The 17,117-nt window shown below is 43.6% G+C and carries 12 protein-coding genes and 1 riboswitch; of the genes, 4 read left to right on the top strand and 8 right to left on the bottom strand.

The annotated features are described in order from the left end of the window. Positions 1-485: 485 nt before the first annotated feature. A complete protein-coding gene (locus AB6735_RS26550) occupies positions 486-2,504 on the top strand; it encodes a M13 family metallopeptidase (protein ID WP_370999216.1) in 2,019 nt (672 codons plus the stop codon). Between the two features lie 22 nt (positions 2,505-2,526). Here AB6735_RS26550 and AB6735_RS26555 read toward each other — a convergent pair whose 3' ends face one another. The 8 genes from AB6735_RS26555 to thiS all read right to left on the bottom strand — a co-directional run bounded on the left by AB6735_RS26555 (position 2,527) and on the right by thiS (position 12,716). Then, positions 2,527-5,925 (bottom strand): DEAD/DEAH box helicase, encoded by a 3,399-nt coding sequence (locus tag AB6735_RS26555; RefSeq protein ID WP_370999217.1) that lies wholly within the window; start codon positions 5,923-5,925, stop codon positions 2,527-2,529. 156 nt (positions 5,926-6,081) lie between these two features. Continuing rightward, positions 6,082-7,119, bottom strand: coding sequence for a molybdopterin-synthase adenylyltransferase MoeB (moeB, locus tag AB6735_RS26560; protein ID WP_370999218.1), 1,038 nt, complete (start codon positions 7,117-7,119; stop codon positions 6,082-6,084). Positions 7,120-7,130: 11 nt separating this feature from the next. Further along, complete coding sequence (gene thiH, locus AB6735_RS26565; RefSeq protein ID WP_370999219.1) at positions 7,131-8,243, bottom strand: 2-iminoacetate synthase ThiH; 1,113 nt, start codon at positions 8,241-8,243, stop codon at positions 7,131-7,133. Beyond that, a complete protein-coding gene (locus AB6735_RS26570; protein WP_370999220.1) occupies positions 8,236-9,003 on the bottom strand; it encodes a thiazole synthase in 768 nt (255 codons plus the stop codon). Before AB6735_RS26570 ends, thiH begins: the two co-directional genes overlap by 8 nt. 114 nt (positions 9,004-9,117) lie before the next feature. Continuing rightward, positions 9,118-9,762, bottom strand: coding sequence for a thiamine phosphate synthase (locus AB6735_RS26575; RefSeq protein WP_370999221.1), 645 nt, complete (start codon positions 9,760-9,762; stop codon positions 9,118-9,120). 32 nt (positions 9,763-9,794) lie between these two features. Then, entirely contained in the window at positions 9,795-10,415 is a 621-nt protein-coding gene (locus AB6735_RS26580; protein WP_370999222.1) for a thiamine phosphate synthase, read from the bottom strand. Between the two features lie 98 nt (positions 10,416-10,513). Next, positions 10,514-12,397 carry a phosphomethylpyrimidine synthase ThiC gene (thiC, locus tag AB6735_RS26585; RefSeq protein ID WP_370999223.1) on the bottom strand — a complete coding sequence of 628 codons (1,884 nt, stop codon included), beginning with the start codon at positions 12,395-12,397 and terminating at the stop codon, positions 10,514-10,516. 115 nt (positions 12,398-12,512) lie between these two features. After that, positions 12,513-12,716, bottom strand: a complete 204-nt coding sequence (thiS, locus tag AB6735_RS26590) for a sulfur carrier protein ThiS (protein ID WP_370999224.1) — start codon at positions 12,714-12,716, stop codon at positions 12,513-12,515. Between the two features lie 66 nt (positions 12,717-12,782). Then, a riboswitch (TPP riboswitch) is annotated at positions 12,783-12,876 on the bottom strand. A 125-nt stretch (positions 12,877-13,001) separates the two neighbouring features. Here thiS and AB6735_RS26595 point away from each other — a divergent pair. From AB6735_RS26595 to AB6735_RS26605, 3 genes are all read left to right on the top strand, one after another. Continuing rightward, positions 13,002-13,523 carry a DinB family protein gene (locus AB6735_RS26595; RefSeq protein ID WP_370999225.1) on the top strand — a complete coding sequence of 174 codons (522 nt, stop codon included), beginning with the start codon at positions 13,002-13,004 and terminating at the stop codon, positions 13,521-13,523. Positions 13,524-13,762: 239 nt separating this feature from the next. After that, a complete protein-coding gene (locus AB6735_RS26600) occupies positions 13,763-14,224 on the top strand; it encodes a DUF4268 domain-containing protein (protein ID WP_370999226.1) in 462 nt (153 codons plus the stop codon). Positions 14,225-14,464: 240 nt separating this feature from the next. Then, positions 14,465-16,927: a glutaminase domain-containing protein gene (locus AB6735_RS26605; RefSeq protein ID WP_370999227.1), complete on the top strand. Its 2,463-nt coding sequence runs from the start codon at positions 14,465-14,467 to the stop codon at positions 16,925-16,927. The last annotated feature ends 190 nt before the right edge of the window (positions 16,928-17,117 follow it).

A 17,117-nucleotide genomic window follows, 5' to 3' on the forward strand; every position in this document is an offset into this window, starting at 1 on the left:
GCTTTTTTGTTTGAAATGGTGCTGTGATAACACCCCAAGTGTTAGGAAGATTAAAGGGTAAATAGACCTATTGCATTTTATTGTCGATATGCTCCGTTAGGAGCTACCTGTTTGTAGAAATACAAGACAAAATATCTTTTTGCTCCGTAGGTGCACCCTAACTGAGCAGGTAAATTGTATAAGGGTAGCCTCTACGAGGCATAAAAGAGGGCGATGCGGTGCTATAAACAGGTAGCTCCTAACGGAGCAAGCTTGTTTCAGATACTTTATAAAATGTAACGTCGCAATTTATTCTTCCGAACACTTGTAGTGATAACACCGACCATAGGCAAAAAACATAAAAAGCTCCTTAAGTAATTAAGGAGCTTTTTATGTTCAGTGGGGTTGAAGGGAAGAGACACCTGTAATCGCATATATAATATCTTCTCTTTGCCGTTTTACAGCCGAGCAAAAAAATCATTAACTTTAAACAAATCTTGCAGTTTATGAATAAAGCATTTTATCTGTGCGTTGCGCTAGTCGTTTTGAGTGCATGGAATTATCGGAATGATCACAAGAAAAGTTTTGTTGATGTAGCCGGAATTGACTCCCTGACAAAACCAGGCGACAATTTCTTTCGCTATGTTAACGGGCGCTGGTACGACACCGCAAAAATTGCCGGCGATCAAGCAGGGGTAGGTTCATATAGTTTCATGAACATCCCCCAAAAGCAACTGTTGCAAAACATCCTGGACAGTGTTTCGAAAACTAAGAATAATATGGGAAGCGTTGAACAGAAGGTAGGTGATTTTTACGCTTCAGGCATGGATATGGCTACCATTAACCAACGTGGATACCAACCCATTAAGCTAATACTTGCGCGTATTAACGCCATTAATGACATACCATCGCTGACCAAATTCGTAGCAGCGGAACTAAAAAACGGGAACAGCTCGGTTATTAGCTTTGGTATTTATCCCGACAACAAAAACAGCAGCATCAACATTGCCCATGTTTCTCAAACTGGTATTGGTTTACCAGAAAGGGATTATTATTTTAAAACAGATTCATCTACGCTACTTATTCAGCAAGCCTATAAAAAATACATCCGCACCTTATTTCAATTAACCGGTAGTGATGTTGCCAAAGCTACTAAGGACGCAGATGTTACTTACAGCATCGAAAAACAAAATGCTGCATCGCATAAAACAAATATTGAACTAAGAGATGTAAACGCAAATTATCATAAAGTAGCAGTTGCATCCATCAGCAAAACACAAGCTAATATAGGTTGGGGAACATTGCTTGCCGGCTTAGGCGCAACAACCGACTCTATTGATATGGCCCAACCTGCTTATTACGATAAGTTAAATGAACAATTGAAATCAATATCCATAAATGACTGGAAAATCTATTTAAAAGCAAGTACACTCCAAAACTACGCCGAAACACTTAGTAAACCATTTGTGGATGCCTCATTTGAGTTTAATAAAGTATTATCGGGACAAGCCAAACAAAAATCCCGCAGGCAGATCATGACCGAAAACGTTGACAATTATTTAGGGCAAGCCTTAGGACAATTATATGTAAAACGATATTTTAATGAGGACGCAAAAAAGCGTGTGCTTGCATTAGTAAACAATTTGCAAAAATCTTTTGAAAACAGGATCAATCATCTTGATTGGATGAGTGACAGTACCAAACAAAAAGCAAAAGAAAAACTATATGCTATTACCAAAAAATTAGGTTACCCTGATAAATGGCGGAATTACGATAAGGTGCAGATTAATAGAACCAAATACTTTGAAAATATCCTTTCGCTTAACCAAAACAGTTATAATTTTGAACTGGCAAAATTGAACAAGCCGGTTGATAAAACAGAATGGGGTACAACACCGTCTACGGTTACAGCTTACTATAATCCATCTTTTAATGAAGTTGTTTTCCCCGCCGGTATTTTGCAATTCCCTTATTTTGATTTTTCGGCAGACGATGCCATCAATTATGGCGGCATAGGGATGGTGATTGGCCATGAGATGACGCATGCCTTTGATGACCAGGGCGCACAGTTTGATAAGGATGGTAACGTAAAAAACTGGTGGACAAAGGAAGATTATCAAAAGTTTAGGGCGAAAACAAAACAGTTAGTTGATTTATACAGCTCATTTACCGTTTTAGATACTGTTCATATAAAAGGGGGCCTTACCTTGGGTGAAAACACTGCTGATAATGGTGGCATTGCTATTGCCTATGATGCATTTAAGATGACGGAACAGGGAAAAGGCTCTGTAAAAATTGATGGTTTTACTCCCGATCAGCGCTTTTTCCTGTCTATTGCAAGGATATGGAGGGTGAAAACAAGAGATGCATTTCTTCGCACCTACGTGAACACTAATCCGCACTCACCGGCTATGTGGCGTGTAAATGGCCCTTTAATGAATTTTGCCCCTTTTTATCAGGCATTTAATATACAGCCTGGTGATAAAAATTACAAATCAGAAAACCAAAGAGTAAAGATTTGGTAGTTAGCACAACCCATTCTGCACTCTAATCCGATAAAACATGCAAAGGTGTCAGCAAATCCAACAGATCTTCTCTGGATAGGGCTTTGAGGATGTTGGTATCTGTTTTAACAAGATCATGTACAAGGTCTCTTTTGTTTTCCTGTATCTGCATGATCTTTTCTTCTACCGTACCAGGGCAAATGAGCCGGATGGCTACCACTCTTTTGTTTTGCCCTATGCGATGGGCACGGTCAATGGCCTGGTTTTCCACAGCCGGGTTCCACCAGGGATCGATCAGATAAATGTAATCGGCTTCCGTAAGATTAAGCCCTGTACCGCCGGCTTTCAGACTGATGAGGAATACCCGGCAGCTGTGATCTTCTTGAAAAGATTGTACTACAGCTTCGCGGTTGCGGGTTTTGCCGGTTAACTGCACGAAGGAGATCTTCCGGCTGAGCAGTTCTTTACTGATCAGGTCGAGCATGCCGGTGAACTGCGAAAATACCAGTATTTTATGCTCCGGCGATTTACTTTCTATCTGCTCAATCAGGGTATCGATCTTGGCCGACTCTTTGCCCGGCAGGCGGTCGCCGCTTAATAAAACAGGCGAATCACAGATCTGGCGGAGTTTGGTAAGCCCTTTTAATACGTTCATCGGGCTTTTTTTCAGTTCTTCGTTGTTAATAGCCGAAATATACTCCCTGAACTCCTTTTCATAAGCGTCATAGATCCGTTTTTGTTCGGCACCCATTTCACAGTGCAGCACCATTTCTGTTTTCTCCGGCAGATCGCCCGCTACCTGTTCCTTGGTTCTTCTCAGGATAAAGGGTTTTATCTTTTTCTGTAATTCGGCAGCGCGGATATTGCTCTTGAACTGATCAATAGGCGTGGAGTAGATATCCTTAAAATATTGCTTACCACCCAGCAATCCAGGACAGGCAAAAGATAGCTGACCGTACAGATCAAAGGTGTTGTTTTCGATGGGGGTACCGGTCACTACAATTTTGTTGCGCGATTTTAATAAACGTGCAGCCTTATACCTTTGGGATGATGGATTCTTGATGTTTTGCGATTCATCAAGAAAAATGTAGTTAAAATGATACTCCTTCAGGAAACGGACGTCGGAAAGCATATTGCCATAGCTTGTCAGAATCACTTCGTACAGGTCAAAATCATATGTTTCTTTTACCCGGTCGGCCCCATAAAGGGTATGTAAACGAATGGAGGGTGCGAATTTCTGTATTTCCTGCTGCCAGTTAAAGATCAAAGAAGTAGGTACAACGATGAGGTTAGTGTTTTGACTAACTTTTTTACGCTGCGACAGGATAAAGGCGATCACCTGGATAGATTTTCCGAGCCCCATATCGTCCGCCAGGCAACCTCCAAAATTAAAATCATCCAGGAAATTGAGCCAGTTCAATCCCTGTTGCTGATAGGGGCGAAGGGTACCCTGCAATTCAGCCGGCACATCAACGGGTGCGATGATCTCAAAATTAGCAAACTTTTCGCGGTAACTTCTGAGATCCTGTTTAACCTCTTCTGCTAATACTTGTGCCTCATAGATAGTTTCTATTGATGAAAAGTTTATTTTAGGTGTGTGTAAGGTATCATCATCAGCAACCTCACCGGCATTAAAATAACTTTCAAATTTGGCTATCCATTCGGCAGGGAGGATGCCTATGGTACCATCATCAAGCTGTACAAATTTGCTTTTGTTGCGTATGGCCTTATGCAAAGCTTTTAAGCTCGCTTTCTTCTGCCCAAACTTAGCCTCTATAATGGTATTAAACCAGTTGATGCCGCTCAGTACCTTAATATCGATACTGATCTTGTGGGGATTGAGCCGGTTGCCTTCTATTTCGTTAAACCCCAGTATGGTGATTTGTTGATGGCGCCATTGTTCAAAAACATCCAGAAACCAATCCTCATTCAGGAAATGCTTTTTGTGGAGGTAAAAATAGAACAGGTCATCATCAGCCTGTTCCTCAAAATAAGGATGCTGCCTGATCAGGCTGGCTATAAAAGCCTTTTCTGCAGGCTCATTGCGCTGTACCATGAACTCTTTCCCTTTGGCATCGGTAGCATAGATATTTCTTTTGGTACGCACCTGTATTTCGGCTTCCCCGTACCGCATTACCGGGATCAGCATCACATGGCCCCCAAAATCCGATAGATAGATAACCTTTTCCGGATCCTGGTTAAAGCCCAATTGCTCCAGCTGCTTTGACGTAGCGTTTTGGATATGCTGGTATTTTACATCGATGGTATCCTCCAGTTTGCCGAGCCACTGGCTTTTGATCAAAGGGTATTTGGATTGATGGACAAGCATATTACCTGGCCTTTGCTTCAGGAAACTCATCACATTGAGCGCCTGCAGGTTATCGGCCAGATACAGGGTGTCACCGTTTAGCAGAAAATAGCTGAACATAATGCGCTGATCTTTCAGCGTGTGGCGTTCGCCATTTATATTGATATCAAGTGACAATTCAAAAAAAGATCCGTCGGGTTTTACACGTAATTGCACCCCCTGAGGAAGTTGAGCTACGTTAACAGGTATCAGGGACGAAGCGCTTACCTTTTCGCCCTTCTCGGTATCCTGGTAATAAAAAGGATAGCCCATGGGGTTTTTGACGATAGCCCGCAAAGCCACCAGATCTGTTTCGCTTTTTTTGCCGGTAAGGTTATTTTGGAACTTGCTGATGCCGGTATAGAACTTCAATTCCTCGTGATCGGTAGTTTTCCAGACCAGGTCCATTGGCTCCATTCGGTTCAGCGGGTTTTTGAGTTTTCCTTCTTTGGTCAGGGCCGAGGCAAAAAGCTCAACGTGCAGATATTTATAGTATTTGTGTTCACGAATGACCACAAAGTACGTTTGTTCGTTATCGGTTGGAGAGGGAACAGGTGCCTGTTCCGGCCCCGAAGATATCATCGTACGCAGGATGTTCAGGCTTTCTTTGGTTACCGGGAAAAGATCGGGTGAGTGCGGGCTGATCATCAATTTATTAAAGAGCAGCTCGATCCGGAAAAACTGGTCAGGGTCGGGCTCATTTTCCAAACCATAGGGTATGGCGGCATTTTTTAGTTTTTGATGGCGCAGGCGCGTATTAAAAAAAACCGCAAGCTCTTCCTTTCGCAGAATGGTTTGTAATACCAGCGCTTCATGTTCGCATAGTTTACCCGGCTCGCTTGTACAAGCGCAGGTGAGCAGCAGTTGTTCGGCATCTTGTGATACCGTTACGGTAGGGAAGGTGGCATTTTGGGGTTGATGAAATACACCTTCGTTAACAGTTAGACTGATAGGTGCAAGATATTGACCGGCATCATCTTCGGTATAGAAACCGGCCGGGTTATGTTGCGCAATATCCCTGCTGGTCATCGATTCCAGGTTGGTGCTTCTGAAAATAAAATGATGATCTCCGTCCTGTGTTTCTGTATCGCTCAATGTTTTGCTCCTGGATAAAATTAGGAGAGCGAATTTAGGATAAAAAATAGATGTGCAGATTTCAGATATGCAAATTTCAGATGTGTAGACATACATATCAAAAATCAAATCATCAGATATAACTATTTTTTATTTGCACATCTGCATATCCGCACATCATAATTTTGAGCTGTATTTCTCGTTTTTTAGATAAGGCTGTGTCCATTGCAACGCTATTTTGCTTCTTTGGCCCGTTTGGCAAATGAAAACCAGTTTTTTGTCGGCTGGTATAATGCTTGCGGATTCCTGCAATTCGTAAAGCGGAATATTTACACCACCTATATTGTAATCGTCAAATTCATAGGTTTCGCGTACATCAATAAGATAGATCTCATCCGGGTTTTCTGCCAGCCAATTGGTTAGGGTTTCCATACTGATCTCGCGATCATGAGCTGACGCCTGATTAGCAGTTACAGATGTTGCAATTGTCTGTTTTTGCCTGGCTATTTGATAAACGCTCATGCTGTTATCCAACGCGTTCATGTTGAATAGTTTGCCGGAGAGTGTTTCGCCTATGCCGCAAATGATCTTGATAGTCTCATTGGCCATGTAAGTACCGATGATGCCCGGAAGCACACCGATAACACCTATTTCGTCACAATTGGGCACTTCGTTTTCGGGGGGAGGCTCTGGAAACAGATCACGGTAGTTTGGCCCTTCCTGGTAATTAAACACCGATACCTGTCCTTCAAATTTAAAAATGGAACCAAATACCAATGGCTTATTTAAGGCCACACAGGTATCATTCACCAGATAACGTGTGGTGAAATTATCGGAACCATCGATGACCAGATCATACTTGTTGATGAGCCTCTCCGCATTGTCTGCACTTAATCTCTCATTATAAGCAGTTAGTTCCACGAAAGGATTTAATAACTCCAACTTTTGTTTGGCTGTTTCGGCTTTGGGTTTGCCTATGTCGGTTATGGAATACAAGATCTGCCGGTGCAGGTTGCTGATATCTACTGTGTCGTCGTCAAGAATGCCCACATGGCCAACCCCGGCAGCCACCAGGTATTGTAAAACAGGACATCCCAGACCCCCTGCACCGATCATCAGTACCCTGGCGGCTTTTAGTTTTTCCTGCCCGGCCAGCCCTAATTCGGGCAATATGATTTGGCGGTTATAGAGTTTCAGTTCTTCGCTTGTTATCATGACTGGTGGTGTTACGTTAAACAATTATCCCAATCCTTCCATACAGGTTCATAGCCTTGCTGCGTGATCACTTTGGCGATTTCGGCCGGACTCCGTTCATCCGAGATCTCAAACTGCTCCAATGATTCTGGCTCAACAGCGTAGCCACCCGGATTGGTTTTTGAACCCGCGCTGATAGAGGTGATGCCTAATTTGATGATGTTATTCCGGAAATGTGGCGATTCTCGGGTAGAGATCGATAATTCTACTTCCTCATTAAACAAGCGGTAAGCGCAGATCAGCTGAACCAGCTCACGGTCGTTCATTTCTACCTTAGGTTCCAATCCACCGCTAAAGGGGCGTAGCCGGGGGAAGGACAGGCTGTATTTGGTCTGCCAGTACCTCTTTTCAAGATAATTTAAATGCAAGGCGGTGAAAAAGCAGTCGGTCCGCCAGTCCTCCAAACCGATCAATACCCCCAGGCCCATCTTATGGATGCCCGCCTGTCCGAGTCGGTCTGGCGTTTCCAGACGATATTTGAAATTCGATTTTTTTCCTTTGGGATGGTGTTTCTTATAATCTTCCCGGTGATAGGTTTCCTGGTAAACCAATACGGTGTTTAAGCCATAAGGCGTCAGTTGCTCATAATCTTCCAGATCCATAGGCTGCACTTCCATTGAGATATGCGCAAAATGCGGACGGATAAGTTCCAATACTCTTTTGAAGTATTCCACATGCACGGTCACATTGTCTTCGCCGGTTACTAAAAGCACATGTTCATAACCCATCTCCTTAATCACCGCTACCTCCTGCATAATTTCCATGGGCGATAGTGTTTTTCGCTTTACCTTATTATCATAGCTAAAGCCGCAATAGGTGCAAATATTGCTGCATTCGTTGGATAGATAGAGCGGCACATACATCTGGATCACCTTGCCAAAGCGTTTAAGGGTAAGCTGCTGACTAAGCTGCGCCATTTGCTCCAAATAGGGGGCAGCCGCGGGCGACACCAGCGCTTTAAAATCCTCCAGCGTACGTTTGGTGGCCGATAGCGCTTTTTCTACATCTGCGCCGGTTTTGGCGTAGATGCTTGCCTTTACCTCATCCCAGTTATAGGTTTCAAAAATATCGTTAAAGCTATACATCTAAAAAAGAGGTTAGAGGACTGCTTGCAACCGCATGTGAAACAGGAGAGGCCAGTTTGGCTTCAAAAGCCATCCGTCCGGCTTCCACAGCAATTTTAAAGGCAGCGGCCATACGCACAGGATCACCAGAAACTGCTATGGCAGTGTTCACCAATACAGCGTCGGCGCCAATTTCAAGTGCCCAGGCAGCATCAGATGGCGAACCTATTCCGGCATCAACAATAACCGGCACATTGCTTTGCGCTATAATGATCTCTAAAAAATCAATGGTTTTTAAACCTTTATTGCTGCCAATGGGTGAGCCCAGGGGCATCACCGCCGCTGTACCAGCATCTTCCAAACGTTTGCACAAAACAGGATCGGCGTGGATATAGGGCAGCACCACAAAGCCTATTTTGGCCAGTTCTTCGGTAGCTTTGAGGGTTTCGATAGGGTCGGGCATCAGGTATTTAGGGTCGGGGTGGATCTCCAGTTTTATCCAGTTGGTTTCCAGAGCCTCGCGGGCAAGCTGTGCCGCGAAAATAGCTTCCTTGGCATTGCGTACGCCCGAAGTATTGGGCAGCAGGTTGATATGCGGGTATTTTAAACGGATCAGCAGATCGTCCTGCTCATTGTTTTTTACATCAACACGTTTCAGAGCAACAGTAATCAGCTCAGAACCCGAAGCTACCAACGCCTCTTCCATTAGTGGAGATGAACTGAATTTACCCGTACCCGTAAACAGGCGGGAACTAAAAGTTTTATCGGCTATTTTTAACATTTTTTGTGATTTATATTTTTTAAAATGTTTCGCCTCACCCTGTCCTCTCCAAAGGAGAGGGTTTAAAAATGTGATTTAAAGTCCTCTCCTTTGGAGAGGATTTAGGTGAGGCTTTTATACTTCTTTTAAAACGTTCATATGTAACTGCTGGTAGATATATTGTGTGGTTTGTGCCGCATCAACAGCATAAGTGATTGCTCCCGAAATGGCCACACCATGGACCCCTGTTTGCATGATAGCGGCGATATCATCCGGTTCAATTCCACCAATGGCGATGATGGGGATGCTGATCCCGGCCGACCTTACCCACTCTAAAATCTTGTGGTAGCCTTCCAATCCCAAAATCGGGCTTAGCTTTTCTTTGGTTTTGGTAAACCGGTAGGGGCCAAGGCCGATATAATCGGCGCCTTCGGCAACTCTTTGCAGGATATGCTCAAAAGTGTTTGCAGTTCCGCCGATGATCATTCGATTCCCTACTATCTGTCGCGCCTGGACAATAGGCATATCCTGTAAGCCGAGGTGCAGACCGTAAGCGCCGGATTTTAGCGCAATTTCTGGATGATCATTCACGACCAGCTTCGCGCCAAACTCATGGCATAATGCCCGGGCTTCCAATGCATATTCCAGGATCAGGTTTTCGGGCTGATCCTTTACCCGGAGCTGGATCCATTTACAGCCAGAACTTAGCGCTGCTTTTATGGCGGTAAGGTGCGTTCCATTTGAAGGTTGTTGGGATATATAATGAAGTTTATCAATCATATTGTTTAAGCTAAAAGCAAAAGGCATAAAGCCTAAAGCGTTGGTTGTTGATGGGTATTTGGAAGATGTTCTTGTAATTTCCTAAAATTGGTGATGGCATGCGTGGGATCGTTCCATATTGTGCCCAAAACAGCTGCCCCATCAAAACCCATGTGTTTTAGTTTATCCAGATTCGAGCGTTCCACACCGCCTAAGGCGATAATCTTTGGTTGAGTATCATTTAGATCGATATGGAAACCCTCAGGTAGTTTAGTTTGATAATCTGACTTAGATATACTGTTAAACACGGGGCTGAAAAAGGTATAATCAAATGGTGTTAATGCACTCAATTCGGTTATATCATGAATTGATGTGCTTAATACAAAATCTTCTTCTTTCTGATGGATCAGTTTATTCTGCTCAGTAGTCAATCTGTGCTTTTCGGTATAATGAAGTCTTTTGATATTAAAATCTATGGCGATGTTATGATACTGGTGTAATGCGATATACGGATGAAAAGCCGGGTCAAGTTGCTTGAGCAAACCTAACAGTTGTTGTTCATCCCAATCAGGTTTTCGCAAATGAAAACGCATCAAGCCAGCTTCAAACAGCTGATTGATCAATTGTGCTTCATGAGCTACAGTATCCGGATGTGAAATAACTATCAGTTGCATAAATCTTATCCATTGGGGCTGTCAGTCTGAGCTTGTCGAAGACTCGCGCGCTGTTGCCCACCCTCATGCTCCGGCGGGCTCAACATGACAGCCGACTTTTACAGATATATCTCACTTCCTCTCTCCGTAAATTCCTTTGATTTTTGCTCCATACCTTTTGCCAGCGCGGCTGTCTCATCCACACCATTTTCTTTGGCATATTCCCGTACATCCTGCGTAATTTTCATCGAGCAGAAGTTGGGGCCGCACATGGAGCAGAAGTGGGCAATCTTGGCGCCATCGGCAGGCAGGGTTTCGTCATGAAACTCCCTGGCAGTATCCGGATCGAGTGAGAGGTTAAACTGATCTTCCCACCTGAACTCGAAACGGGCCTTGCTTAGCGCATTATCCCTGTATTGCACACCTGGATGTCCCTTAGCGAGGTCGGCCGCATGGGCCGCTATTTTATAAGTGATCACACCATCTTTCACGTCTTTTTTGTTGGGTAAACCGAGATGTTCCTTAGGCGTAACATAACACAACATAGCCGTACCAAACCAACCGATCATGGCGGCACCAATAGCCGAGGTAATGTGATCGTAACCCGGAGCGATATCTGTAGTCAGTGGTCCTAAAGTGTAAAAAGGCGCCTCACCGCAATTTGCCAGTTGCTTATCCATATTTTCCTTGATCATGTGCATAGGGATATGCCCCGGACCTTCAATAATGGTTTGTACATCATGCTTCCAGGCAATTTTGGTGAGTTCGCCCAGGGTTTCCAGTTCGCCGAACTGCGCGGCGTCATTGGCATCTGCAATACAGCCCGGTCTTAAGCCATCACCCAAAGAGAAGGCTACATCATAAGCTTTCATGATCTCGCAGATCTCTTCAAAATGGGTGTACAGGAAATTCTCTTTGTGATGCGCCAAACACCATTTGGCCATGATGGAGCCACCCCTGGATACAATACCGGTGATGCGTTTGGCGGTGAGTGGCACATAACGTAATAATACACCAGCATGAATGGTAAAATAATCTACCCCTTGTTCTGCCTGCTCGATCAAGGTATCCCGGAATAGTTCCCAGGTCAGATCTTCCGCTTTTCCGTTCACTTTTTCCAATGCCTGGTAAATAGGTACTGTACCAATGGGCACAGGCGAATTGCGGATGATCCACTCGCGGGTTTCATGGATGTTTTTCCCTGTAGATAGGTCCATAATGGTATCTGCACCCCAGCGGCAAGCCCACACTGCTTTTTCTACTTCTTCTTCAATACTGGAAGTAACGGCTGAGTTGCCGATGTTGGCATTGATCTTCACCAAAAAGTTGCGACCAATGATCATCGGCTCAATTTCCGGGTGGTTAATATTGGAAGGGATCACAGCGCGACCGGCGGCAACCTCTGAGCGCACAAATTCGGGTGTGATGTATCCTTTAGGGGTATTTGCCCCAAAGCTATGGCCTTGATGCTGATGACTCATTACCTCATATTGCCCGTTCAATTGTTCTTTTAGCAGATCAATACGCTGATTTTCGCGAATGGCGATGTATTCCATTTCGGGGGTGATAATGCCTTTTCTGGCGTAATGCATCTGCGACACGTTCATGCCGGGCTTTGCGCGTAAAGGTTTGCTTACATGCGCAAAACGCAGTTCATCCAGGCTGTTGTCATTTAAACGCTGTTGCCCGTATTGAGAGGATATGCCTTCCAACTGCTCCACATCGTCACGATTCATGATCCATTGTTCGCGCAAACGAGGAAGACCCTTTTTTACGTCGATAACTACATCAACATCCGTATATGGGCCGCTGGTATCATAAACAGTAACCGGGGCGTTGGGCTCTGTTTCGCCAAAACGGCCATGCAGTTTGGTATCGCTTAAACTGATCTCGCGCATGGCTACCTGGATATCATGCAGCTGTCCTTTTACAAAAACCTTTCTGGAGGCCGGAAAGGGCTCGGTAGTTAATACCTTACCGGTTGGGATTTTTTCTTGCTTCATCCGTGAATAATTATTGAATTATTGATTTAGTGAATTAGTGATTTTTATCGCTGGGAGTATTTCAATGATCGTTTCATCTGCACACCAGCACATTTGCATATCTGCACATCTAACCTTATCCTCCTTGTGTTGCTTTGATGATGACGATTTGATCCTGGGGACTGATCTGATGATCGGCCCAGTCGGCCCGTGGAATAATGGCCTGATTGATGGCTACGGCAATACCTTTTGGCAGCGCATCAAATACAATAGCAAGCATTTGCTGCACATTGCACACATCGGTAACCTGGTAAGTTTGTTGATTTACGGTGATTTCCATTCTACATCTAAAATTTCAACTTTAGGAATGGCCCCGTTTACATGGAGGAAAGAAAAAATAACCCACTGGGTTATCGTCACTTTTCCCTTCGGCAGTACTAACTGCATCAGGTTCAAAGGGTATTATCTCAGTCCATTGAAGGACACCCCTAAAGTTGCGGTAAACTTATAAAAAAATAGATAATTCAAAGAATTTTCAATTTTAAAATTTCTTTGAATACTGCTGACATAAGGTTGTCACTACCCCTTGGTTTCTTTGTAGTACAAAATCAAAACAAAAGAAACCATGGAAACAAATGCAATTCAACCGGAAGTAAGTTCAGCTACCCAGTTTATTTCACCAGAAACTTTTTTAAATAACTGGCAAGGGCACCGCAGCCTGACCAGGAAGGTTATCGAGGCTTTTCCTGAAGATAAATTATTTGGTTATTCAGTAGGAGGGATGCGCTCATTTGGTGTAATGGCAGTTGAAATTATGGACCTGTCGCAATATGGTGTTGAGGGTTTAGTTACCGGAACATGGAGGTCTGCTGAAACGCTTAATCATGCCACAGAAAATGTAGCCGTAGAAACTAAAGCCTCGATCCTGCAACGCTGGGATCAGATCACCCTTGAATTGAACGAATACTGGCCGCAAATTTCACCAGAGCGTTTCCAGGAAGTGGAAGCAGCTTTTGGCGCTTATGAAAATAAAAACATCAATACCATGCAGTATGTTGTAGACAACGAGATCCATCATAGGGCTCAGGGATATGTTTTTCTGCGTAGCCTGGGTATTGAACCACCCGCATTTTGGGACAGGTTTTAAATGTATACCTCTAAATCAAAAAAAGTAGCCTCAAACAGGCTGCTTTTTTTGATTCATTTTATCACAGAAACCTATTTCTTAGCCACGGTAAATTTCCTTTATAGCATGAACCATCACCCCGATATTATTAAAATCATAATCTTTATTCTTACGCGGTTGTATCACTATCTCCGGCCTGTTCTTTAACGCTGCAGTCAATTTTTTGTTAATTTTACCGCTTTAGTAAAATCAATAATACATTGTATTCAAAAGACGAGGCATCGCAGATAAGACAGGCTTTTTGGACTGCCTTTGGGCAATATATAGCACCGCAGCTATCGGCGGACGGTTTAAGAATTAACTGGATCAATTATAAAACGGGCATTAAGCACCTGAACTTTAAAATGCAAACCGGTAACCGCCATGCTTATATCGCTATCGAAATATCACATCCTGATGCCGGCATGCAGGAACTGATGTTTGAGCAGTTCAAAGAGTTGAAAACAGTACTGGATAGCAGCCTTAACGAAGAGTGGGAATGGGAACTCCATACCCGCAACGAAAGCAATAAGCTGATAAGCCGAATCATCAAAACGCTGCCGTCTGCAAGTATCTTTAACCGTAACGACTGGCCAGCCCTGATATCCTTTTTTAAACCCCGTATTACAGCGCTTGATGAGTTTTGGAGTGTAGCGCAGTATAGCTTTGAAGTATTTAAATAAGATTGGATGTGCAAATAAGATCAGATGTGCAGATGTGCAGATTTCAGATGTGCAAATTAAGAGATCAAATCATCAATCAATTATTTTCATTTGCACATCCGCACATCCGCACATTTTCTACATATCGTCTCAATTAGTCGTCAATTTAACGCTTTTTGTGGTGTTGCATCTGTTTTAAGTCGGAAAATGCAAATATTTACGGCGCTATAATTCTATATTGTATAAACCATTTATAAAAACATGAAAAGGTTCCCATTATTTGCTTGCCTTATGTTAGCAGGCTTTTTGGCCAGGGCACAGGCCACCAAAGCGCCGGCTTATCCGCTTATTACGCACAATCCTTATTTCAGTATCTGGTCGTTCTCAGATAACCTGAATGAATCTACCACGCACCACTGGACGGGCAAAGATCAATCACTTCTTGGCCTCATTAAAGTCGACGGTACCGTTTACCGTTTTATGGGTAAAGAATCGCTGGAATACAAAACGGTATTGGCCGCGGCTGATGAAAAGCCCTATACTTGTAAATACACAGAGACAGAACCTTCCAAAGACTGGGCATCTGCCAATTTTAATGATAGCAGTTGGAAAACTGGGACAGCCCCCTTCAGCAATGATAAACAGGCTGCTAAAACCTTATGGACAGGTCGGGATATATGGGTGCGCAGGACTTTTACACTAAATGACCTTAACTTTAATAAACTTTGGCTAAGGTTACACCATGACGATGAAGCAGAGGTTTATATTAACGGGAAAAAAGTGAGCGAGCAGGGTGGCGCCAACGGTGATCTGCAATATTTTACATTGAGTGATGCCGCTGTAAGCTCTCTGAAAAAAGGTGAGAATATGCTGGCATTGCATTGTACCAACACCGGTGGCGGTGCCTGGCTGGATGCAGGTTTGGCCGATGAACTAAAACCAAAAGGGCACGCCGCTCTTGAACTGGCTAAACAAACCAGTGTAATCTTGAATGCTACCCAAACCATTTATAACTTTAAATGCGGCAAAGCCGACCTGCAATTAACTTTCACTTCGCCATTATTGATGAGTGACCTGAATCTTTTATCACGCCCGGTATCCTACATCAGCTATAAAGTGAAATCAAATGATGGTGCAGCGCATGATGTAAAGATTTACTTCGGTGCATCGACAGATATAGCGCGTAATACACCACAGCAACCGGTAACCACACAGCAATACTCATCAAGTACGTTATCTATTCTAAAAGCGGGCACTATAGAACAGCCTATACTGCAAAAGAAAGGTGATGACCTGCGTATCGATTGGGGATATATGTATGTAGCGGCACCAAAATCAGCCAACGCACAACAATACGTGAGCACAAGTAAGCAATCTGTCGATTCATTTTTTAGCGGCGACAGCAAATCAACCGCAAAGGAGGGAAGCAACCTGGTTTTAAATACCGTGATACCTTTTGGTAAAGTGGGTAAAACAGCTGTGGCTAAATTTATAGAGTTAGGCTATGATGATATCACGCCCGTACAATACTTCCATACCAATTTAAAACCATGGTGGCAAAACGCCCAAACCAAAACTATAGAGCAAGTATTGGCAAAAGCCGCCGCGGAGTATCCTGCAGTACTGCAAAAATGCGCCACGTTTAATATCTCCATGTATAAAGATGCTCAGAATGCTGGTGGTGCCAATTATGCTAAATTGTGTGTATTGGCTTACCGGCAAAGTATTGCGGCTCATGTATTGGTAAAAAGCCCGCAGGGTGAGATCTTGTTCCTGTCCAAAGAGAATTTCAGTAATGGTTCTATCAATACTGTTGATATTACTTATCCCTCGGCGCCGTTATTTTTGCTTTACAATTCTAAGCTGATGGAAGGTATGATGAATGGGATCTTCTATTTTAGCGAAAGCGGTAAATTCGCGCATGATTTTGCTGCACATGATCTGGGTACTTATCCATTAGCCAATGGTCAAACTTATGGCGAGGGCATGCCTGTAGAAGAGTCTGGTAATATGCTGGCATTAACTTTAGCTGTAGTAAAGGCTAACGGCAATAACCCTGCTTATGCCAAAAAACACTGGAAAATATTAACCACCTGGACAAACTACTTAGCTAAGGAAGGCTTGGATCCTGCTAATCAGTTATGTACCGATGATTTTGCCGGTCACCTGGCACGCAACGCCAATTTATCGGCCAAAGCTATTGTAGGTATAGGTTGTTATGCCCGTCTGGCTGAGTTGCTTGGTCAAAAAGATGTAGCCACAAAATATAGGGCCATGGCTAAAGATATGGTAAGCAAATGGATGAAAATGGCTGATGCCGGCGATCATTACTCCCTGGTATTTGATAAAAAAGAAACCTGGAGCCAGAAATATAATATTGTTTGGGACAAGATCCTTGGCCTAAACCTGTTCCCGCAATCGGTTTATGACCGTGAGGTGAAATTCTATCTGACTAAACAAAATCAATACGGATTGCCGCTGGATAGCCGTAAAACCTATACCAAGAGCGACTGGATCATCTGGACGGCTACTTTGGCTAAAAACAGGACCGATTTTGAGGCGCTGGCCAATCCGGTATATAAATACGCAACCGAAACACCAACCCGTGTACCCATGAGCGACTGGTACGAAACTACCAACGGTAAACAGGTAGGCTTTCAGGCACGCAGTGTGGTTGGGGGATATTTTATGAAGCTTTTACAACAAAAATGGAGCGGTAAATAAACCCAAATCCTCTCCGAAAGAGGGGCCTAATAAAAATATACGCGTCATTGCGAGGTACGAAGCAATCTCTACACAGGCAGGTCAACTATACATGTTTGCTCTGTACAATATAAAGTTAGTATGTTTGAAAAACAAGCTTCGGATAGAAGTTTCACAGTAACTTAAAGTTAACAAAAGTGAAAACTAAAAC

The organism is Mucilaginibacter sp. RCC_168, from assembly GCF_041355315.1.
In the GTDB taxonomy this organism is placed as follows: Bacteria; Bacteroidota; Bacteroidia; order Sphingobacteriales; family Sphingobacteriaceae; genus Mucilaginibacter.